We start from the raw sequence: 20392 nt of genomic DNA, 5'->3' as shown, positions 1-20392 counted from the left end.
CTACTCCCTTGCGCCCTCTTCAGGATCAGCAACATATTTTTTCCAATTGTTCGTACGCAAGGGCATATCGGCGAACGTCTTGCGCTGGTCTGCCGCCACACCGACAAGCTCGGCTGCGGTCATTCCCTTGCGTTGCAGGTAGACGTGGAGTTCTTCCAATGCGGACGCGAGCACCGGCGCCCCGCGCAGCATCACTGCCGACGCCATCTCCACCGCGCTGGCGCCGGCGAGCATCATCCGCACGACATCGAGACCGCTGCGCGCGCCGTTGGTCGCGATCAGCGGCTTGTTCTCGCCAAGCTGCCGCCGAGACACGGCCAGCCAATGACAGGTGAGAGGCAGGTTCCAGTATCCGCCGACGCCCAGAGTTGTGCCTAGAAAAGGCTGCATGGTCTCGACGTCCGGTATGAATCCGAGCAGGCGCCCCGCCATGACTACCGCTTCACCGCCCGAGCGAAATGCCGCGGCGGCCAAATCCGGAACACGCTCGCTCTGGCCGGTGATCTTGACCCACAACGGAATGTCGATGGCCTGCCGCACTGCGGAGACAATCACCGCCAGCCGCTCAGGATCAAGTTCGGTGGAGACCACGCCTTTCGCCTGGCTGGCATAGGGGGTACCGATGTTCAGCTCAAGTACCCGTAAGCCGGCCTGCTCGACCTGCTTTGCCATCGCGATGGTCTGGGCGAGATCCGCAACGATGAGACTCGCGATCGCGTAAGCGTCTGACGCCTTGGCCTCACGATCAAGTTGCGCCGTCTGGTCGAGCCAAGCCTCGAAGCTTTGCGGGGTCAGACCGGAGCGGCACGCAATAAACGCCGTTGAGGGCGCATCTGGCGTCCATGGAATTTCGCGCCACTCGTCATCAAGCAGCATGTATTCGGCCCGCTGCAACTGATCTCGACCGCGCTCCGATTCGTTGACGGACTTGACGACCACTGCGGCTGCGCCCGCGTGTAGCGCGCGTCGAACGCCGCCGGCCTCGATAAGGTGCTCAGCCGATCCCGCGATCAGCGGGTTCTTCAAGACGATCTTGCCGACGCTAACCTCTGACTGTCTCATCCCTCGGTCCTTTGCTCAGGCGGCGTATTCTGGCCGCTTGGGCGTAAAGACGTCGAGGTTCAACACCGGCTCATCGCCGAGCACCTCGCCCCAGTGCATGACGTTCGGGGGAATAAGAACCAACCCGCCGGGACCAACGTCTCGCACCTCGTCGCCAATATGGAAGCGAAGACGTCCCGACATGATGTAGGCGATCTGCTCGTGGGGATGGCTGTGCGGCTTCGGCTCATGGCCGGGCATCAGCCGATGCAGCGCGACCGTCGCCCCATCGCCGGAGAACGCCTTCTGCTCGACGCCTTGGCGAATCTGCTTCCACTGCATCTTGCTCCAATCGATCTCATGGATATCCATGGTATTCCTCACTTGGCTATTTGGCGGAACCGAGAAGCCCCGTCGGGCGGACGAAGAGAAAGAGCAGCAATATCGAGAGCGCGGCGACGTTCTTGAACGCTGCGCCAAGCAACACGATGGCAAGCGCCTGCGCGACGCCGAGCAGAATGCCGCCGGCGAAAGCCCCGAGCGGGCGGCCGAAGCCACCGACGATCGCTGCGATGAAGCCGCTGATGGCAAACGGCACACCGACGTTGAAGGCGGTGTATTGCGTGGGCGTAATGAGAATGCCGGCGAAGGCGCCGAGCGCCGCGCTGAGCGCGAAGGCGAGCGCCAGCATGCGCGATACCGGTATGCCCTGCAGCGCGGCGGCGTCGCGGTTGATGGAGCAGGCCCGCATCGCCTTGCCGGTCCTGGTCGACGAAAAGAACAACCCCAACAAGACAATGACCAGCGCCGAGCAGCCGAGTATCCACAGGAACTGGAAATTGATGGCGAAACCGAATAACCGCAGCGGCGGCAGATCGGTGAAGACCGGTAGCGTCCGCGGCTGATCGCCGGCCAGGATTTGGGTGATGCGCTCCACCACGATCTGCGCGGCAAGCGTCGCAAGGATCATCACGAACATGGTCGAACCGCGATTCCAGAGCGGCCGCACCACGATGCGTTCCAGCACCACACCGGAAATGGCGACAATCAAGATGGCGCCGATGGCGGCGAGCGGCAACGGCAGGCCGAGTTTGGTCATGCCGGCATTGGTGAGCATGCCGCCGAGCATGACGAAGGCGCCCTGGGCGAAGTTCACGATGCCGCTCGCATTATAGATGACGCAAAAGCCGATACCGATCAGGCCATAGACAGCGCCGATGCCGATGCCGCTGAGAACCGATTGCGCGACGAGGTTAAACATGCGCGGCCTCTTCGGTACCGAGGTAAGCGGCAATCACGTCTGGATTGCGCCGGATTTCATCCGGCTTGCCCTTGGCGATCAGGCGACCGAAGTCGAGCACAGCAATCTCGTCGGCAATATTCATCACCAAATTCATGTCGTGCTCGATAAGCAGGATGGCGGTGCCGGTCTTGACGATACGGCGCAACAGCGCGGCGAGCGCATCGGTTTCCGACCGGTTGAGGCCCGCGGCCGGCTCATCAAGCAGCAGGAGTTTCGGCCGCGCGGCCAGCGCACGGGTAATTTCAAGCAGCCGCTTCTGCCCGTAAGGAAGTACGGCGGCGAAGCTGTGCGCATGCGCGGTGAGCCCGGTTTCCGCCAGAAGACGCCAGGCCTCGGCTTCCACCGCGGCTTCTTCCGCCCGCGCGGCACGGCTCGGTACAAGCGCGGCCCAGAGGCCGCCGCGCGTGTGCAAGTGGCAGCCAACCTTGACGTTCTCCAGCACCGTGAGGTCTTCAAAGAGCTGTACGAGCTGGAACGTGCGGATCAGGCCACGGCGCGCGATCGTCTCCGGCGGCTGACCGGTGATTTCCGCCCCGTCAAAATGCACGCGGCCGTCGCTCGGCGGCATGAAGCCGGAGATCATGTTGAACAACGTGGTCTTGCCGGCGCCGTTCGGGCCGATCACCGCCGACAGGCCCTGCCCCGGGATTTCCAGCGAGACATTCTCGAGCGCGACCAGACCGCCGAAGCGGCGCGTGATGCTGTCGAGGCGCAAGAGGCTCATGCGCTCCTCCGCCGCCATCTGGCCGACAGTTCGGGCAGGGACGCGAGCCCGCGCGGCGCATAGATCAGGATGACGATCAGCGCGGCACCGTAAGCGAGGTCCTGATAGTCCTTGAAGGTACGGAAACTTTCCGGCAGCACCGAGATGATGATGGCACCGAGCGCGGGGCCCGCGATGGTACCGATGCCGCCTACATAGAGCATGGTAAAGGACATCACGACCATCGGCAGGCCGAACACTTCCGGACTGACGAAGCCGACGGCATGCACAAATAGCGAGCCGGCGATGGCCGCGTAGGCCGCGGAGATCATGAAGGCGGTCAGCTTGTAGCGCGCGACATCGATGCCAAGCGCGCGCGCGGCATCTTCACTGCCCGCCGCGGCGACGAAGGCGCGACCGAGCCGGGAACGACGGATGCCCGCGGCCGACAGCATTGCCAGCGCGGCGACGATCATCAGAAACACCAGCAAGGCGCGGTCAGATGCAATCGTAAAGCTGCCAATGCCGATCGGCGGGATGCCGGAAATGCCCATATAGCCCTGCGTCACCGACTGCCATTGCACGGCGACCTCGTAGACAATCAGTCCAATCGCCAGGGTCGCCATCGCGAGATAGTGGCCGCGCAGCCGCAGCACCGGATAGCCGACGACGAGCGCGCAGGCCAGTGCGCCGGCAAGCCCGAGCAGGCAGGCCGGCAGCGGCTCCCAGCCGTAGGTCGTGGTCAGCACGGCAGAACTGTAGCCACCGATCGCGGCAAAGGCATTGTGACCGAACGATACTTGTCCGGTGAATCCCATGAAAATGTTCAGCCCGGTGACCAGAACAGTATAGATCAAGGCGAACTGCAGCACGGCGATGAGATAGCCGCCGGTCGCGAAGGTATAGGCAACGAACGCCGCCGCGAGGCCCCACAGGAGCCACGTCGCCCGGTCGCCGCGGCCCTTAGCCCAAATAGTATTGAACGAGTTCATCGTGTGACTTGATTGTGCGCGGGTCTATTTCCGCGGCGATGGAGCCGACCGAGAGCAGATAGGCGCGCTGGGCGAGCTTGAGCACCAGCGGCGCCTTCTGCTCGACGAGAATGATGGACAGGCCCTGGCGGTTGAGCTCACCGAGCTTCTGGAGGATTTCTTCGATGATGCGCGGGGCGAGGCCGAGCGAGGGCTCATCGAGCAGGAGAATCTTCGGTTCGGACATCAGCGCGCGGCCGACCGCGAGCATTTGCTGCTCACCGCCGGACAGGGAGCCTGCTGTCTGCGAGAGGCGCTCCTTGAGGCGTGGAAACATGGCCAACACGCGCGCGTGGCGGCGGGCATATTCGTGCCTGTCGTTGAGCAGGTAGGCGCCGAGCTCGAGATTTTCGGCGACCGTCATCGGCGCGAATATGCCGCGGCCTTCCGGCACCAGCACAATGCCGAGCGCCGCGGCCGCGGCCGGGGCACGGCGTGGCACCTCGCGGCCGCGGAATCGCACCCGGCCCTGCGTCGGTACCAACCCCATGATCGCGTTCATAAGCGTGGATTTGCCGGCGCCGTTTGGTCCCAGTACCGCGACAAGTTCGCCTTCGTCGACATGCAGATCGACCGGCCGAAGGGCCTCGACGTGCCCATAGCGGGCCGAAAGCCCTTCGACCTCGAGGATCCGCGTGGTGGTCGCCGTGCTTATCACTTCACCACTTTGATTTGGCCGCCGGTGATGGTGGCGAGCAGCAAGGGATTTTCGGTGATCCCCTGATGGTTGGTCGCTGACATGTGATAGAGGCCGGTGGTGCCCTGAAAATTGTCCATCGATTCAAGTGCGTCACGCATGTTCGGGCCTTCGACGGATTTTGCCTTTCTGGCCGCCGCGGCGATCAGCATCACCGCGTCCCAGCCGCGCCCGGCCCAATTTGGATCGCGGTCCTTATACTTCGCGCGCCAGGGTTTCAGGAACTTACCGATCTCGGTCTTGAGGGGGCTATCCTCAAGCCCATCATAGACCTGCGAGGGAGAGGCTACGAAGAAGAACTTGTCGCCCAGTACTTCCGCCACCGGGCGGAACACGGCGATGTCCTCGAGGCTGGTCAACATGATCATGTCGAGGTCGAGCTGCTTGATGTTCTTGGCGGCGGTCAGCGTGGTGCCGCCAAGGCCGATCTTGATGATCGCGCGCGCGCCGGCGGCGTACATCTTCTGGATCTGCACGCTGAGATCGGCGTCGTCGGTCTTGTATTGCTCGACCCCGACGATCTCGAGTCCATAGTCCTTGGCCTCCTTCTCGGCCGCTGCCTTCTGCGCGTTGGCGTAGGGCGACGGATCATGCAGCACGCCGATTTTCCTGATCTGGGTTCTCTTCTGGATATATTCGAGGCGCGTCTCGACCTCGAAGCGCGGCGGTGGAATCGTGGTGAAGGCCCATTTCACCTGATCCGGCTGCTGCGGCAGAATCGAGCACAGCACCATCGGCGTTTCCGCGCGCGCGACCAGGGGCGCGGCCGCGAAATTGCCGGCTGATACGCAGCCGCTGGCAAAAACCCGGACCTTGTCGGAAGAGATCATCTTGCGATAAGCGGTCACCGCGTCCTGCGGCTCCGAGCGATTGTCCTCGACGACCAGTTCGACCTTGCGGCCATCAATGCCGCCCTCGGCGTTCAGCGCCGCGATCGCGACCTCGACGCCGTCGCGCCAGGCGCGATCGACGGTCGCGGCATAACCGGTCAATCCCGCCGACATTCCGATCTTGTAGGCGTCCTGCGCCCGTGCATCCGACATGCCGGACAGCGCGACCGTGCCTCCCAGCAGGAGCCCGGATATCCACCGGAACTGATACATATTCCCCCCGTATTTTTTCGTCGTTATGGTTGCGAGACTTGCAGAGATCGATCAGTCGAAAATGAACTCCCGCAAGTTTGGAATGCCGAGCCCTTCATAGGCGGTCGAGTTCAGCCTCAGCGAGATGGCCTTGGTGCAGGCACGGAGCAGCTTGAGCTGCTCGGGATCGACCGGCTCGTGCACATCTTGCGTGGTCCCGACGATCGCGATGGCGCCGACAAGCTCGTTGTCATAATTGAGGATCGGCGCGGCCACGGCGGAAATCCCCAACAGCGTCTCATCCATGGAGACATCGAACAGCTGTTGGCGGATTTGCGTCAGCCGCTCCCGCAGCTTCGCCGGATCGACCATCGTGCGCGGAGTGAAGGCCTGGAGCTTGCGCGCGAGAATGCGCTGTTGCACCGCCAGCGGCGCGAAAGCCAGGTTCAGGCGCCCTTGCGCCGAAGCATGTGCCGGCAGGCGATAGCCGAGCCGCACCGAGATCGTCACCAGATTGGGGCTCTCGACGACGGCATTGATGATGGCATCACCACTGGCCGGGGTGCTCAGCACGACTGTCTGGCGCGTAAGATCGCGCAGCCGCGACATGTAAGGCTCCGCCAGACGCCGCAAATCGAATTGGTCGATCGCGGACTGGCCGATATACACAAGTTTGAGGCCGAGCCGGTAGGTTTCGGTCTTGGCGTCCTGATCGACGAAGCCGAGATGCTTCAGTGTCGATAGATGGCGATGCATCTTCGCCTTCGGCTCGCCGAGTTGGCCGGCGAGCGCGGTGAGCCGCATTGGCTGCCCGGCCGCGGCCAGCGCCTCGATGATCTGCCCGGTGATCACGACAGACTGGATGAGCTCGGAATTGCCCGAGCGCTCTTCGTCCTCGGCACCATCGAGCGCTTCGGCTTTCATGCATGAGCCTCCGGCCGCGCCCGCGAATCCGGCCCGACGCGCCAGTCCGTCAGACCACCACGCCGGGTGCTTTCCACGATCTTGCGCGCCGGCCGACCCATCACTTGCTCCCAGCCCTTATCTCGATATGAGAGACAACGTTATGATTTTCGGAACAAGCTACAGATTGGTTCACCAAACTGTCAATTCAAAATTACGATTTGACAGCAAAAACGAAATTCCTGTAGTCTAATAATGGAACACAGTATCGTAATAAGAAACTAAACGCTCCACCTGAGGAAACCTGAAGGCGTCTTTCCATGTCGAACTATGCCTTGGCCGTCGATATCGGCGGGACTTTCACCGATGTCGTTCTGAGAAGCGGTTCCGGCCAGACCTGGGTCGACAAGACGCTTACCACCCCCGAAAGTCTCGATATCGGCTTCTTCCGCGCCGTCGATTCCGCGTTGGCGAAAGCCGGGATCGAGGCAGCCGCCGTGACCGACGTGGTCGTGCACGCTACGACCGTCGTCACCAACGCGGTGATCGAGCGTAAAGGGCCGTTGACGGCACTGCTGGTCACCGAGGGCTTCCGCGACATCCTCACCATCAAGGACGAACATCGCTACGAGATGTTCGATCCGCAGATCGAATTCCCGGAGCAACTCGTCACCCGCGAGATGACCTTCGGCGTGCAGGAGCGCGTGCTGGCGAGCGGCGAAGTGCTCACCCCGCTCGATACCACCCAGGCGGCCGCGGTCGTCGATAGCCTGAAAGCGAAAGGCGTCGTTTCCGTCGCCATCTCATTCCTCAACTCCTATCTCAACCCAGCCAACGAACGCGCGATGCGCGAGGTGGTGCAGGCGCGCGCGCCGGGCATGTATGTGTCGATCTCGTCGGATGTCGCGCCGCAGATCCGTGAATATCCGCGCACCTCCACGGTGGTGATGAACGCCTACACCACCCCGATCACGGGCCCCTATCTGGACGCGCTGCGCGACGGCCTGAAGAAGCGCGGTTTCGTCAACGATCCGCTCATCATGCTGAGCAATGGCGGCGTCATCGGCATCGACATCGCCAAGAAGTTCCCGGTACGCATGGTGGAATCCGGCCCGGCCGCCGGCGCGCTTGCCGCGGCCTATTATGCCGAGGTGCTCGGTCTCGACCGCCTGCTGTCGTTCGACATGGGCGGTACCACGGCAAAAGCCTGCATCATCGAGGACCGTCATCCCCTCATCAGCGGCAATTTCGAGGTCGACCGCATCTATCGCTTCAAGACCGGCAGCGGCCTGCCGATTCTGATTCCCTCGGTCGATATGATCGAAATCGGGGCCGGCGGCGGCAGCATCGCCTCGGTGAGCAATCTCGGCCTGTTGAAGGTCGGACCGCGCAGCGCCGGCTCTACGCCAGGCCCGGTAGCCTATGGCCGGGGCGGCCAGGACGCCACGGTCACCGACGCTGACCTCGTGCTCGGCTATCTCAGCGCCGACAACTTCCTCGGCGGCGACATGAAGCTCGATCTGGCCGGCGCCGAGAAACAGCTTGCGAAACTGGGCAAGAGCCTTGGCACATCGGTACGCGACGTCGCCGCCGGCATTTACCGCGTCGTCGGCGAGTCCATGACCGCCGCCGCACGCGCCCACGCCGTCGATCGCGGCATCGATTATCGCGGCGTGCCGCTGTTTGCGTTCGGTGGCGCCGGGCCGGTCCACGCCTGTTACGTCGCCGACTTGCTCGAGAGCCCGACGGTGATCTATCCGCCGCTGGCGAGCGTGCTGTCGGCGTTCGGCACGCTGGTGACGCCGCCGCGGCTCGATCTCAGCCAGGGCGCACTGTCGCGGCTTTCCGCGCTGAAATGGGACGATGTCGACCGCATCGTCGCCAGGCTGGTCGCGGATGCCACCAGCGGATTGGCCAGCGCCGGCTGCAAGTCATCCGACATCAAGTTCCAGTTCGGCGCCGATCTGCGCTATTTCGGCCAGCAGAACGAAGTGACCGCCTGGTTCGATACCGACCCGCGCAAAAAGCACGATGCGACCTCGGTGCGCGCCATCTTCGAAGACGCCTATGAAAAGCTGTACAGCTTGAGGCTACCCGAGGTGGACGTGGAAATCGTAAGCTGGCGCCTGGTTGCGACCGGCCCGGTGGCGTCGCGCGACAGCAAGGTCGCGCTGCAGTCGGCTCCCGCCAAGCCGCACGGCAAACGCAACGCGCGCTTCGGCGCCAACGATATCGAAACGCCGGTCTATGCGCGCAAGGATCTGGCGATGGGTCAGACCCTCGAGGGGCCAGCCATTATCGAAGAACGCGAAACTACGATCATCATCCTGCCGGGCTGGCGCGCGCGAGTCGACGCGACCGGCTGCATCATGGCATCGAAGGAGTAGCCGACATGGACGGCATCGAACTCGAGATCGTCTGGAGCAATCTCATCAGCATCGTCAGCGAACAGGCCAAGGCGTTGCAGCGCATCGCCTTCAGCCCGATCGTCCGCGAGGCCGGCGACCTCGCCAATGCCCTGTTCGACCGGCAGGGCCGCATGGTGGCGCAGGCGGTGACCGGTACGCCAGGTCACATCAATTCACTGGCCGCGGCCGGCAGACATTTCGTCGACGCCTTTCCGACCCAAACGCTGCAGCCCGGCGACGTACTCATCACCAACGATCCCTGGCTGTCGGCCGGCCACTTTTTCGACATCACCGTCATGCTGCCCGCGTTTCACAAGGGCAAGCTGATCGGCTTTTTCGGCTCGACCATCCATCACACCGACATCGGCGGGTATGGCGTCGGCGCGGGCGCCCGCGACGTGCATGAGGAGGGTCTCTGGATACCCATGCTCAAGCTCTACGAAGCGGGCGAACCGAACAAGGTGCTGCACGCGATGATCCGCGCCAATGTGCGAACGCCCGATCATGTGTTCGGCGATCTCGCCGCACAGGTGTCGAGCGGGCGCCTCGCCTGCAAGCGGCTGTCCACCCTGCTCGACCGCCAGGGCTACGATGATATTGACGAATTATCCGAAGAGATCATCTCGCGGTCGGAAAAAGCCACCCGCGACTCGATCCGCAAGCTGAAAGCCGGCACCTATCACGGCGAAAGCTCGTTCGACGTGCCTGGCGGCGACGTGATTACCCTCAAGACCGCCGTTACCGTCGACACCGAGGACGGCACCATCACGATCGATTTCGCCGGCAGTTCGGGCCCGAGCCCCTACGGCATCAACGTGGTGATGAATTACACCCACGCCTATTCCACCTTCGCGATACGCTCCTGCCTCGATCCCGAACTGCCTAACAATTTTGGCAGCCTTGCGCCGATCAAGGTGACTGCACCGGAGGGCTGTATCGTCAATTGCAAATATCCCGCGCCGGTAAACGCGCGCCATGTCGTCGGCATGTATGTCCCGATGCCGATTCTCAAGGCGCTTTATCACATCATGCCTGAGCGCGTTCTGGCGGAAGGCTCCGGCGCGGTCTGGACGATACAGATCCAGGGCAAGAACGCTGCCGGTGATCCCTTCACAAGTTCGATGTTCAATTATTCCGGCGGCATGGGCGCACGGATGACCAAGAGCGGCCCATCGGCGACCTGCTACCCGACCGGTGTCGCCGCCGTACCGATCGAGGTATTGGAAGCATCGATGCCGATCCTATTCACAAAGAAGGAATTGCGCGAGGGCTCCGGCGGAGCCGGCGCGTCATCCGGTGGCGATGGACAGGTGATCCAGTGGCGCATGCGAACCAAAAGCAGCTGGCTGCTTAATGCCGTGGCCAGCCGCATAAACCTCGCGCCGGAAGGCCTCGGCGGCGGCATGCCCGGGGCGGCAGGCCGGTTCCTCGTCAACGGAAAGAACGCGAGCGAGGCGCGCAAGATGGTGATGAAGCCGGATGACGAAGTCACGCTCGAAACCCCGGGCGGTGGCGGCTACGGGGCGCCAAACTCCTGAAGACGGCTATGCCGGCGTACCCGTTGACGCCGGCGTAATTTCCCCACGGCACCGCATAGCGACGCCCGCCCCGCAGTGAACCTCGGAACACCTGAACGGGGTTGCGGAATTTCCGATATACGCTTTAGGCGGAATGGACTATGGCCGGCTCGCGAGCTGCCAAACAACATGTGCGAGCACCTTGGTACCGGCAACGATATGTTCTGGTTCGGCCCACTCGGCCGGATTATGCGAAATGCCGCCGCGGCAGGGTATGAAAATCATCCCGGTCGGACAGACATAGTGGAGCTGGCGCGCGTCGTGTCCGGCGGCTGAATATATTTCCATTGACGGGATTTTCTCAGCCGATGCGGCTGCAGCAATCAAGGACCGGATCTCGGTTGAGAAAGCCAGAGACGGTGCGTGGGCAATCTGCTTGATCTCAACCGTGCAGGGACCATGTTCGGCTTCGACAAAGTGGCGTATTTTACGGTCCATCTCGTCAACGATTGAATTGTCGGGGTGGCGCAGGTCGATCGAAAACAAAACCTCCGCTGGCACCACTGAAGGCGCATTTGGGGTAACCTGAAACAGGCCCACCGTAAGTTTGATATCATCCGGACTAATCGCCGCGCGATCGATCTCGGCGATCATGCGAACAGCGGCCATCAGCGCATCGCGTCGCTCGGCTCGGAGCGCCGTGCCGGCGTGAGCCGCCTCCCCGCTGACACGAACGCGGTAACGCCGCGTGCCCTGAATACCCGTAACCACGCCAAATGGGATTCCGGCCGCCTCGAGCAAGGGACCTTGCTCGATATGCGGCTCGACAAAAGCGGCCACCGGAAATCCAAAGCCGCGAACCGGGATATCGACGTCGCGGGAAAGAACCTCACTGACAGCGGCCCCCAGCGAAACCCCGGCCTGGTCTCGAATGGCGAGGACCTCATCCAGCGTCTTGCGCCCGGTAAAGACCTCGGAACCCGACATACCCGGAGCAAATCGCGAGCCCTCCTCGTTGGTCCAGGCCACGACCTCGATCGAGCGAAGCGGTTGCTCGCCCCGGGCTATAATCGCCTGGACGGCTTCCAGTGCGGCCAATACACCGAAAGCGCCGTCGAATTTTCCGCCCGTCGGCTGCGAGTCGATATGCGAGCCGGCAAGCACCGGCGGGAGAGACGGATTGCGACCCTCGTAGCGCAGGAAAAGATTCGCGATCCCATCGGTAAATGGAACAAGGCCGATCTCGCGCGCCCATGATACGAGCTGCGCACGCGCCTCGCTCTCGACGGACGACAGCGCCGGCCGATCGACGCCATCATCCTCGCGCGCCCCGAACTTGGCGAGCGCCATATGCCTCGCCCAGAGGCGATCGCCATCGATGAGGTTCGCAAAGGACGTCGCCGGCATGATCGCGTCTCAGTCGGTGCGCATGACTTGCGCCGGATTGGCGCGCGGATCACGTGGTCCCCACCTTCCGGCTTCCACTTGCGCAATGAATTCGGAAAGCAACCGATTGAACAATTCCGGCTCTTCAAGATTCAGCGTATGACCCGATTTCGGAAAGACTGCGAGTCCGGACCGCGCAATCGTGCGTTTGAGAAACAGGCCCGGCTGAATACAGTGGTCGTCCTCGTCACCGACCATCACCAATACCGGTGTTTCAAGCGCGCGAAACTCAGCTTCCAGATCATAAAGTGAGGGCCGACGCATCTGGACGCCACGCATGGTATTGGCGGCACCTCGGGAATCGTGCTGCGCCAACCGATCCGCGAACAAACGCCATCCGCGCGGATCCTTTTCCTGAAACTGCACCCGAGATGCGCCCTCGGCATAGATCGGAGCGAAGCTTTTGGCACCCCGCTCCAGGAAATTGTTCGCAACTTGCTCGGAAACCCCCTTGAAATAGTCCTCATGGGCTTTTTCGGCGCCATATCCGGTGCCGGCGGCCACAACGGACAGGACGCGCTCGGGGTGACGAAGCGCGGCGTGGAGGCTGGCAAAGCCGCCCATCGAGAGACCGACGACATGCGCCTTGTCAATTCCCGCCGCACTCAACACGTCAACAATGTCGGCGGCGGCGCGGCCCTGCGAATAGGCCTCTGCGGATTCAGGGATATCCGAGGGCGGATAGCCCCGCGCCGCGAACGTGATGCAACGGTGACGCCGCGCGAAGAAATTGAGCTGCGGCTCCCAGCTCCAATGGCTACCGCCGAATTCGTGCACGAAAATGATCGGGGTGCCCGATCCAGCGCTTTCGTAAAACAGCCGCACCCCATCGCTCGTCTTGGCAAAGCTCATCACAAACTCCTCAGATCACCGAGCGACGGGAAGCAATGCCCCCATCGACGGTAAATATCGTGCCCGATGTGTAACCGGAGCGATAGGACGCGAGAAATACAATGAGATCGGTGATCTCGTGGATGTGGGCGGGCCTCCCGAGAGGATAGCGCTCCTGCAATTCCTTGTAGCGGTCTTCGGTGCCAAACAAATCCTTGGAACGCTTCTTCAGCATGTTGTAGATCCGGTCGGTATCCACTGGGCCGGGATTGACTCCGACAATCCGGATGTTGTCGTCGAGCGAATGTCCACCCATGGCGCGGGTAAACGCCATCAGGCTCGCGTTTCCGGTCGTCCCGGCAACGTATTTTGGGTCGAATACTTCTCCCCCATTGCCGATGTTGTTGATGATCACGCCGCCGCCATGCGCTTTGAGGCGCGGATAAATTGCGCGCGTCAGATTGATGTAACCGAATACTTTCAGCTCCCAACCGGCACGCCATTTGGCTTCATCGACATCCCAAAGGCTTCCGCTTGGAATCACCCCCGCATTGTTGACCAGTATGTCGATATCACCGACGGCTTCGACCAGCGGATCGATCACGCCGGCAGCTGTCAGGTCCTTGGCGTGGATCGTGACTTTGACGTCATGGGAACCCTCGATCTCCGACTTGATGGCCGACAGCCGGTCACCGGAACGGGCGACCAGGTGAAGGTTGCATCCTTCCTCGGCGAAGGACCGCGCCACGCCCTCGCCAATTCCCTGGGAGGCGCCGGTTACCAGGACCGATTTCCCTTTAAGCCGCAAATCCATATCAATCGTCTCCTGTTTGCTTCGGACTCCGGGCGCTCAGAACAGCTTCACCGGTTCGTTGCGACCGCGGGCGCGCTCGACCATTGCCGGCAGCAGTGCTACGAACTCCTCAACCCACAACGACGGCACGCTGGTGCTCACCTTGATGAAGCGGTCACCGAAGGTTGGCGTGTGATAGGCCCCCTGACGGATCATGATCTTGCGCTCCTGGAACGCCGCAACGAGAGCCTCAGGTTTCACGCCGGCTTTTTCACATTCGATGATGATGAAGTTGCCGTTTGACGGATAAACCGGCATTTCGAGACCGGGGATTCTCGTCACGGCGTCGTTGATCAGTTTCTGATTTGCGCGCTGCTGCGTCAGTACCCCCGGAAACCATTCCGATTTGATCTTGAGCCCGGCGAGAGCAGCACGCTGCGACAGGATGCTGGATCCGAGATTGTTCGGCGGCGAACCCGCCAGCCGTTCGATCAGATCGGGATCGGCAACAACGGCACCCACGCGCAGACCCGCGAGGCCGAGCCACTTCGAGAAACTATAGATCGTAAGCGTGCGGTCAGGATAATGCTTTGCAGCCAGTTCGTGCGAATGCGCGAAATGCCGGTAGGTGCAGTCGTGGATCAGGTAAGCCCCTGCCGCCTTGGCGATGGCGGCGATACTTTCGATCTCCGCGGACGTGCAAGCCGTCCCCAATGGATTATTTGGATCCACAAGGTAGACAATCCTGGTTTTTGGCGTGATGGCTGCAGCGAGCCGCTCGGGCGCAAGCCGGTATCCGTACTCCGCGCCATAAATCGGGATTTGCTTGACGGTCGCGCCCACCGAGCGGGCAAAGGCCATCGGCCAATTCCATGTCGGATCGGTGGTGATGAACTCGTCGCCTGGCTGCAACAGCGTATGGCAAACGTGATAAAGTGAAGAGACCGCACCGTCCGAGACAAGTGCGGCGTGGTCTTTGAGATCCAGATCGCTGACGATGCCTTGCCGCAGTTCTTCCAGCCCGGCCGGCGGTGCATAAACGTGGAACTCCTCATCGCGAATACAACGTTCCATTGCCTCGATGACCGCAGCATGGGGCTTGGCGTGATTGGTGTTTTGCCCCATCCAGCGCAAGTCGGGCGTGTTGACCAGGCGATCGAAATGGGCGTTCCGAACCTCAAACGGCTTCATCAGGGCTCCAATCTTGAATCCAGTCCTGTATGCAGGATCTGTATATTTCGACGATTATTAATCGATCCTCACGGCATATATATGCAGAACCGCCGTATTTGCCGCTGATCATGACCAATCCCTAGCTCATTGGCAATATAATATGCAATCTTGAATTTTTGGCATAATGAGGCTTGCGCCGAAACGCAATCAATATGATTGTGGTGATCGCTGATCACGGAGGGAGAAGGTCGATGCTGATTTCACGTCGGAAAGTCTTAAAGGGCATGAGCGTCGCTGGCCTCGGCGCCGCCGGCCTGCCGCTCGCCGCACCGGCCATTTCGCAAGGCGCGACCAAAGTCAGCTTCACCACCTCGTGGATTCCCGAAGGCCCCAATCTGTTCGCCTATATCGCGCGCGATAAAGGTTTCTGGAAAAAGGCCGGTCTCGACGTCAGCGTGGCGCGCGGCTCTGGATCCGGAGCTGCGGCTCAGGCGGTCAGTGCCGGCACCTTCGATTTCGGCATGGCTGCAACGCCGACGGTCATTGTCCAGGCAGCCAAGAAGCTGCCGATCACCTGCATCGGCCAGATCAACTACGATGCGCTGATGGGTATCGGGCTGTTGTCCGGTTCACCGATCAAAAAACCGAAGGACCTGGAGGGAAAGAAGCTCGGCTCCAGCGTGACATCCGGCGAATATCCGTTCCTGCCGTTATATGCGGAGAAAGCGGGCTTTGATCTTGCCAAGGTGCAGATGGTGCAACTCGACGGCAAGGTGCGCGAGCGCTCGCTGATGGAGAAGCAGGTCGATGCGGTTTCCGCGTTTGCCACCAGCACCATTCCCTCGCTGTCGCCGCTCGGTACCGAAGTGCGTTTCATGCTGTTCCGCGACGCCGGGATCGAATTTTATGGCCAGTCGCTCACGACGCAGCCCCAACGACTGGAGAAGGATCCCGGCCTGTGTGCCGCTTTCGTCGAGGGGGCGATGGAGGCCATTCGCTTTACCATGACGAATTCCGATGAGGCGGTCGACATTTTCCTGAAGGCGAACAGCGAAGTCGCGATGTCCTCAACAGGCAAGGACTATGCCCGCATTGGACTTGGATTGACCAACTTGACCAACCTCGTTCCTGAAATAAAGCAGCACGGTTTCGGCTTCGCCGATCCAAAGAAAGTCGCGACGATGGCCGATCTCGTTGTGAAGTATGCAGCCGGTGATGGCGCGACGCGTCCCGATGTTGACGCACTTTTCACCAACAAATTCGTCGGCAAGGTCACGTTGAGCGCAGACGAACTGGCGGCAGCCGAAAAGAATACCGCGGCTTTCCGCAAATACATCAGCTGATTTGTCAGGACCGGCGCGATGGAAAAATTCGATGCTCGCGGCTGAAAGTGCTGTGGACGCCGTGGCTGCACCGCCGCCGCTGGTGTCCGTCACCAACGTGCAGAAAACCTATTTCACGCGGCAGGCGCCGGTGCATGCGGTCGCATCGGCTTCTGTCAACGTTGCACGCGGTGAATTCGTCTCGCTGCTCGGCCCGAGCGGCTGCGGCAAAAGCACCCTCTTGATGATGATCGCCGGGCTTGAACGGCCGACCGGCGGATCAATCCTGCTCGGCGGATCCGAGGTAAAGCAGCCGCGTCGCGATATCGGCGTCATTTTTCAGGATGCAACGCTCTTGCCGTGGAAGAGCGCCCTCGAAAACGTGCTCTTTCCAATTCGCATTCTCAAATTGCCGATTGAAGCCTACCGCCAGCGAGCCGGCGAATTGCTGAACATGGTGGGGCTTTCCGGCTTTGAGCATAAGAAGCCGTCGCAGCTCTCGGGCGGAATGCGGCAGCGGGTAGCCATCTGCCGGGCGCTGATCCATGATCCGGATATCCTGCTGATGGACGAGCCATTCAGCGCGCTCGATGCGATCACGCGCGACCAGATGAACGTCGCGCTGTCCGAAATTCTTGAGACCTATAAGAAGACCGTGATCTTCGTTACCCACTCAATTCGCGAGGCGGCATTCCTGTCCGACCGCGTGGTTGTCATGGGCGGCCGTCCGTCGACGATCATGCTCGATATGCAGATGCCGTTTCGGCGTCCGCGACGTTTCGAAATCGAAGAAACTCCCGAATTCGCCGCAGTATGCCGAAAGCTCAGGCTGACAATCGAACAAGCGCATGGCAGCCCGCAACCGGCTCAAAGCCCTGCCGTGGAAACACGCACCCTAACCTTCGAGTGAGGCCCGACATGGCATCTACAGGCATGGGAACGGAAACAGGCGCGATCATCGCCGTTCCGACAGCATCCAAAGAAGCCGGCCTTTCCAATCTGCGAAGCACTGCCCTGCCGCTGGGACTGGCGGCCATCGTAATCGCCGGCTGGCAGCTCGCGGTCATGCTTGGCAACATTCCGACGGTGATTTTGCCGTCACCCATCTCAATCGCCAAATACATCTTCGAACGGTATGATCTTCTGCTGATGCATGCGGTTCCGACGACACTGGAATCCGCGGCAGGCTTTGTTCTCGCAACCTTGCTTGGAATCGCCCTGGCCATCATCATCAGTTACTCGCAGATCGCGCGTGAAGCGCTGTATCCCAATCTGGTGTTTTTCCAGCTGATCCCAAAAATCGCACTGGCTCCCCTTTTCATCATCTGGCTGGGGATTGGTTCGCAGTCGCGCATCGCATTCGCCGTTTTCATCGCGTTCTTCCCGGTTGTGATTTCGACGACCGCCGGCTTCGCGAGCGTTGACAAGGGCATGCTTCGGCTGTGCCACGCGCTCACAGCAAGCGAATGGCAAATATTCACCAGTGTGCGGTTTCCGGCAGCGCTCCCCTTTATTTTCAGCGGCATGAAAATCGCCATCACGCTGGCGATCATCGGGGTGATTATTGGTGAATTCATCACCGCTCAGGCCGGGCTCGGTTATCTGATCATCTTTGCAACCGCCCGAGCGGACACGGAGATATCGATGGCTGCGATCGTGGTGCTGTGCATTTGCGGCCTGTTGCTCTATGGACTGGTGGCACTCGGTGAAGCGATCGCAAACCGGTTTTACTCGGCGGACAACACATGAAGACAAATTCTGGAGCATTGCCGGCCGCAGGATCGGCGATTTTGCACGATGAGCCGGAATCGCTTTCGGCAAATGTGGTTCACCGGCTGGAACTTGAAATCCTGAAAGGCCAGCGAAAGCCCGGCGACCGCCTTGACGAGCGCCTGCTGGCCGAGCAGTTCGGCGTGTCGCGCACACCTGTTCGCGAGGCACTGCAGCGGCTTGCAGCCAGCGGACTCGTGGTCTCACGCGGACGCCAGGGGCTTCAGGTAGCCCAGCTTTCGATCGCCGACCTTCTCGATGCCTTCAGCGTTGCCGCCGAGATGGAGGCCTTGGCATCGGCGCACGCGGCCCGGCGCATTCGACCCGAACAGCGGCGCCGTCTTGAAACCGCGCATCAGGCCTGCTCTGTTGCAGCGCGAGCTCACGATGCGGATGGCTTCTACGAAGCCAATCTTGAGTTTCACGAGACCATTTCGGCAGCCAGTCACAATCGGATCTTGCAGGAGGAACTGCGCCGGCTGACTGTCAAGATCTCACCCTATCGCAGAACCATCACCTTTCAGCCTGGGCGCATGGAATCATCGATCCCCGAACACGAACAGATTATGGTGTCGATCTTTCGCGGCGACGCGGCGCAGGCCGGCCAGGTCATGCGCGCCCATGTCACGCTGCTTGGCGAGGGACTTTCCGACCTGCTGCAATTTTTGCGGCAATATGGCGATCAGAATTTGCTCGCCGAACTCGCCTGATGCCACGCGCAAGGGGTAACCAACGTTACTTAACTTTGCACGCGCGAGAATTGCAGCCTTCGGCAGGTCAACATAGGGATCTCGATCGCCTTCCTCGCACCCAACCTTGTCAAAGCAACCGTAGAAGGTCGCCTGCCCCGCGGCATCGGCATTGAGCGGCACCGCGATCCGCCGACGGAATGGAGCCCGCAGTTCGAGGCGCTCGGGCTCAATCCGGAATAGGTCTAATGCCGAATAATCACCGCGCCATCGATGGTGATCTTCGCGGTGCGTGGCCCGAGCCTGTCCGCGAACGGCGCACCATTCCGCATGAAACCGAAATCCCGTTTGCAATCGAAATTGCAACATAATGCTGCAATAATATTTTGGTCACCCTTGATTGATCAGCGCCCGCCCACAACGAAACGCTAGCTAGAGAGGTTCTGATGGCTTTAGGCGTCGAAAGTGATGTTGCTCGCGACTTCGGTGCCAAACCGATCGATGTGATTTCGACCAAAGCCGCGCTCGGTGCTGAGGTCCGCGACGTCGATCTCAAAGAACTCAATGAATTCGAATTCGCGGCGCTCAAACGCGCCTGGCACGATCATCAGGTCATTTTGGTGCGTGGCCAGACGCTTAGCGACCAGGACCTTATCGCGTTCAGCCGGCGCTTCGGTGACCTCGACTGGGCACCGATACAGGAGACCGGCCGGCGCTTCGTCGAGGGGCTGCCCGAAATCTACGTAGTTTCAAACGTGACCGTAAACGGTCAGCCTATCGGTAGCCTCGGCGCCGGCGAAGCCGTATGGCACACTGACATGTCGTATCTCGATGTTCCGCCAATGGCCAGTATGCTTTTCGCTCTCGAGGTGCCACCTGCCGGCGGCAACACCTCGTTTTGCAGCATGTACTCGATCTACGAGGCGTTGCCGGACGAATTGAAAGGCCGGATCGCGAACCTGAAGATCAAGCACGACGGCACCTACAACAGCGGAGGCTATCTACGCCAGGGTGTCACACCAACCGACGACCCGCGGGCGTCGCCGGGTGCAGTGCACCCGCTGGTCTGCACACATCCTGACACCGGCCGGCGCATGCTCTATCTCGGCCGCAGACGCAACGCCTATCTGATGGGGCTCGAACTTGCAGACTCCGAGGCGCTTCTGGACGAGTTGTGGAGTTTCGTGGAGCGGCCGGAATTCACCTGGGAGCACGTCTGGCGGGTCGGCGATCTCGTGCTGTGGGACAACCGCTGCACCATGCATCGGCGCGACCCATTTGACTCGTCAGCCCGGCGCATCATGCATCGCACACAAATCAAGGGCGGCGCGGCACCGGTCTGATGGGCGGCTGCAGCCCAAGAACCCGAAAATGCAGAGCCCGGCTCGGCAGACGCGTCGCCAAAACGCGGGAGCTCGGAAACAGGTTGTTGCGCTCAAACTGATGACCCACCAGCCAGTCATCGAACCAGTCTCCGTTCCCGCGCCGGGAACGAAAATTTCCTACGCAGAGACAGGCCGACAAAAGTCGGCTCATCACCTAGCAAAGACGGCTTCAGAGACGTGTGGGAAGCGAGAAAGCCCCCATTTCCGCGCAATAACTGCGAGAAGACTTGCGAAAGTTTGATCCCTACCACTGGGTGGTGGGCGCACCAGGGCTCGAACCTGGGACCCGATGATTAAG

General features: G+C 61.1%; 19 protein-coding genes. 7 read left to right on the top strand and 12 right to left on the bottom strand.

The genetic code is table 11. The features are described from left to right. Genes E8A46_RS00870 through E8A46_RS00835 form a run of 8 tightly spaced genes read right to left on the bottom strand, consistent with a single transcriptional unit; the run spans position 1 to position 6781 of the window. Positions 1 to 1062: a tRNA-dihydrouridine synthase gene (locus tag E8A46_RS00870; protein WP_291556204.1), complete on the bottom strand. Its 1062-nt coding sequence runs from the start codon at positions 1060 to 1062 to the stop codon at positions 1 to 3. 15 nt (positions 1063 to 1077) lie between these two features. Further along, positions 1078 to 1413, bottom strand: a complete 336-nt coding sequence (locus tag E8A46_RS00865) for a cupin domain-containing protein (RefSeq protein WP_291556202.1) — start codon at positions 1411 to 1413, stop codon at positions 1078 to 1080. A gap of 16 nt (positions 1414 to 1429) precedes the next feature. Further along, complete coding sequence (locus E8A46_RS00860) at positions 1430 to 2302, bottom strand: branched-chain amino acid ABC transporter permease (RefSeq protein WP_291556200.1); 873 nt, start codon at positions 2300 to 2302, stop codon at positions 1430 to 1432. Next, a complete protein-coding gene (locus E8A46_RS00855) occupies positions 2295 to 3086 on the bottom strand; it encodes an ABC transporter ATP-binding protein (RefSeq protein WP_291556198.1) in 792 nt (263 codons plus the stop codon). Before E8A46_RS00855 ends, E8A46_RS00860 begins: the two co-directional genes overlap by 8 nt. Then, entirely contained in the window at positions 3065 to 4039 is a 975-nt protein-coding gene (locus E8A46_RS00850) for a branched-chain amino acid ABC transporter permease (protein ID WP_291556196.1), read from the bottom strand. Before E8A46_RS00850 ends, E8A46_RS00855 begins: the two co-directional genes overlap by 22 nt. Continuing rightward, positions 4011 to 4736 carry an ABC transporter ATP-binding protein gene (locus E8A46_RS00845; RefSeq protein WP_291556194.1) on the bottom strand — a complete coding sequence of 242 codons (726 nt, stop codon included), beginning with the start codon at positions 4734 to 4736 and terminating at the stop codon, positions 4011 to 4013. The genes E8A46_RS00850 and E8A46_RS00845 overlap by 29 nt, the downstream gene beginning before the upstream one ends. Further along, positions 4733 to 5878, bottom strand: a complete 1146-nt coding sequence (locus E8A46_RS00840; protein ID WP_291556192.1) for an ABC transporter substrate-binding protein — start codon at positions 5876 to 5878, stop codon at positions 4733 to 4735. Before E8A46_RS00840 ends, E8A46_RS00845 begins: the two co-directional genes overlap by 4 nt. A gap of 51 nt (positions 5879 to 5929) precedes the next feature. Then, positions 5930 to 6781, bottom strand: a complete 852-nt coding sequence (locus tag E8A46_RS00835; RefSeq protein ID WP_291556191.1) for an IclR family transcriptional regulator — start codon at positions 6779 to 6781, stop codon at positions 5930 to 5932. Between the two features lie 299 nt (positions 6782 to 7080). Here E8A46_RS00835 and E8A46_RS00830 point away from each other — a divergent pair, with 299 nt between their 5' ends. Further along, positions 7081 to 9147, top strand: coding sequence for a hydantoinase/oxoprolinase family protein (locus tag E8A46_RS00830; protein ID WP_291556189.1), 2067 nt, complete (start codon positions 7081 to 7083; stop codon positions 9145 to 9147). A 5-nt stretch (positions 9148 to 9152) separates the two neighbouring features. Next, entirely contained in the window at positions 9153 to 10706 is a 1554-nt protein-coding gene (locus tag E8A46_RS00825) for a hydantoinase B/oxoprolinase family protein (RefSeq protein ID WP_291556187.1), read from the top strand. A gap of 138 nt (positions 10707 to 10844) precedes the next feature. Here the strand turns inward: E8A46_RS00825 and E8A46_RS00820 are convergent, their stop codons facing one another. The 4 genes from E8A46_RS00820 to E8A46_RS00805 are packed head-to-tail and all read right to left on the bottom strand — an operon-like array spanning position 10845 to position 14946. Next, positions 10845 to 12092 (bottom strand): Zn-dependent hydrolase, encoded by a 1248-nt coding sequence (locus E8A46_RS00820; protein WP_291556185.1) that lies wholly within the window; start codon positions 12090 to 12092, stop codon positions 10845 to 10847. A 9-nt stretch (positions 12093 to 12101) separates the two neighbouring features. Beyond that, entirely contained in the window at positions 12102 to 12983 is an 882-nt protein-coding gene (locus tag E8A46_RS00815; protein WP_291556183.1) for an alpha/beta hydrolase, read from the bottom strand. Positions 12984 to 12993: 10 nt separating this feature from the next. Continuing rightward, on the bottom strand, positions 12994 to 13776 hold the full coding sequence (locus tag E8A46_RS00810) for an SDR family oxidoreductase (RefSeq protein WP_291556181.1): 783 nt from the start codon (positions 13774 to 13776) through the stop codon (positions 12994 to 12996). Positions 13777 to 13812: 36 nt separating this feature from the next. After that, positions 13813 to 14946 carry a pyridoxal phosphate-dependent aminotransferase gene (locus tag E8A46_RS00805; RefSeq protein WP_291556179.1) on the bottom strand — a complete coding sequence of 378 codons (1134 nt, stop codon included), beginning with the start codon at positions 14944 to 14946 and terminating at the stop codon, positions 13813 to 13815. Between the two features lie 233 nt (positions 14947 to 15179). Between E8A46_RS00805 and E8A46_RS00800 the strand changes: the two genes are divergently transcribed. From E8A46_RS00800 to E8A46_RS00775, 5 genes are all read left to right on the top strand, one after another. Next, the gene (locus E8A46_RS00800) at positions 15180 to 16271 is read left to right on the top strand and encodes an ABC transporter substrate-binding protein (RefSeq protein ID WP_291556177.1); all 1092 of its coding nucleotides are present in this window, start codon (positions 15180 to 15182) and stop codon (positions 16269 to 16271) included. A gap of 31 nt (positions 16272 to 16302) precedes the next feature. Then, complete coding sequence (locus E8A46_RS00795) at positions 16303 to 17160, top strand: ABC transporter ATP-binding protein (RefSeq protein WP_291556175.1); 858 nt, start codon at positions 16303 to 16305, stop codon at positions 17158 to 17160. A gap of 8 nt (positions 17161 to 17168) precedes the next feature. Next, complete coding sequence (locus E8A46_RS00790) at positions 17169 to 17999, top strand: ABC transporter permease (protein ID WP_291556173.1); 831 nt, start codon at positions 17169 to 17171, stop codon at positions 17997 to 17999. Further along, the gene (locus E8A46_RS00785; protein ID WP_291556171.1) at positions 17996 to 18730 is read left to right on the top strand and encodes a GntR family transcriptional regulator; all 735 of its coding nucleotides are present in this window, start codon (positions 17996 to 17998) and stop codon (positions 18728 to 18730) included. The genes E8A46_RS00790 and E8A46_RS00785 overlap by 4 nt, the downstream gene beginning before the upstream one ends. A gap of 425 nt (positions 18731 to 19155) precedes the next feature. Next, positions 19156 to 20052: a TauD/TfdA family dioxygenase gene (locus E8A46_RS00775; RefSeq protein ID WP_291556169.1), complete on the top strand. Its 897-nt coding sequence runs from the start codon at positions 19156 to 19158 to the stop codon at positions 20050 to 20052. Positions 20053 to 20392: the final 340 nt, after the last annotated feature.

It is taken from the genome of Bradyrhizobium sp. (assembly GCF_004799445.1).
In the GTDB taxonomy this organism is placed as follows: Bacteria; Pseudomonadota; Alphaproteobacteria; order Rhizobiales; family Xanthobacteraceae; genus Bradyrhizobium.
This window is presented reverse-complemented; position numbering and strand designations above follow the sequence as displayed.

Bases quoted from the DNA above. Each gene is read 5' to 3' on its own strand.
- E8A46_RS00860 (WP_291556200.1), bottom strand. From the start codon at position 2,302: ATGTTTAACCTCGTCGCGCAATCGGTTCTCAGCGGCATCGGCATCGGC.
- E8A46_RS00815 (WP_291556183.1), bottom strand. From the start codon at position 12,983: ATGAGCTTTGCCAAGACGAGCGATGGGGTGCGGCTGTTTTACGAAAGC.
- E8A46_RS00830 (WP_291556189.1), top strand. From the start codon at position 7,081: ATGTCGAACTATGCCTTGGCCGTCGATATCGGCGGGACTTTCACCGAT.
- E8A46_RS00795 (WP_291556175.1), top strand. From the start codon at position 16,303: ATGCTCGCGGCTGAAAGTGCTGTGGACGCCGTGGCTGCACCGCCGCCG.
- E8A46_RS00840 (WP_291556192.1), bottom strand. From the start codon at position 5,878: ATGTATCAGTTCCGGTGGATATCCGGGCTCCTGCTGGGAGGCACGGTC.
- E8A46_RS00865 (WP_291556202.1), bottom strand. From the start codon at position 1,413: ATGGATATCCATGAGATCGATTGGAGCAAGATGCAGTGGAAGCAGATT.
- E8A46_RS00825 (WP_291556187.1), top strand. From the start codon at position 9,153: ATGGACGGCATCGAACTCGAGATCGTCTGGAGCAATCTCATCAGCATC.
- E8A46_RS00820 (WP_291556185.1), bottom strand. From the start codon at position 12,092: ATGCCGGCGACGTCCTTTGCGAACCTCATCGATGGCGATCGCCTCTGG.
- E8A46_RS00790 (WP_291556173.1), top strand. From the start codon at position 17,169: ATGGCATCTACAGGCATGGGAACGGAAACAGGCGCGATCATCGCCGTT.
- E8A46_RS00785 (WP_291556171.1), top strand. From the start codon at position 17,996: ATGAAGACAAATTCTGGAGCATTGCCGGCCGCAGGATCGGCGATTTTG.
- E8A46_RS00805 (WP_291556179.1), bottom strand. From the start codon at position 14,946: ATGAAGCCGTTTGAGGTTCGGAACGCCCATTTCGATCGCCTGGTCAAC.
- E8A46_RS00775 (WP_291556169.1), top strand. From the start codon at position 19,156: ATGGCTTTAGGCGTCGAAAGTGATGTTGCTCGCGACTTCGGTGCCAAA.
- E8A46_RS00835 (WP_291556191.1), bottom strand. From the start codon at position 6,781: ATGAAAGCCGAAGCGCTCGATGGTGCCGAGGACGAAGAGCGCTCGGGC.
- E8A46_RS00870 (WP_291556204.1), bottom strand. From the start codon at position 1,062: ATGAGACAGTCAGAGGTTAGCGTCGGCAAGATCGTCTTGAAGAACCCG.
- E8A46_RS00850 (WP_291556196.1), bottom strand. From the start codon at position 4,039: ATGAACTCGTTCAATACTATTTGGGCTAAGGGCCGCGGCGACCGGGCG.
- E8A46_RS00800 (WP_291556177.1), top strand. From the start codon at position 15,180: ATGCTGATTTCACGTCGGAAAGTCTTAAAGGGCATGAGCGTCGCTGGC.
- E8A46_RS00855 (WP_291556198.1), bottom strand. From the start codon at position 3,086: ATGGCGGCGGAGGAGCGCATGAGCCTCTTGCGCCTCGACAGCATCACG.
- E8A46_RS00810 (WP_291556181.1), bottom strand. From the start codon at position 13,776: ATGGATTTGCGGCTTAAAGGGAAATCGGTCCTGGTAACCGGCGCCTCC.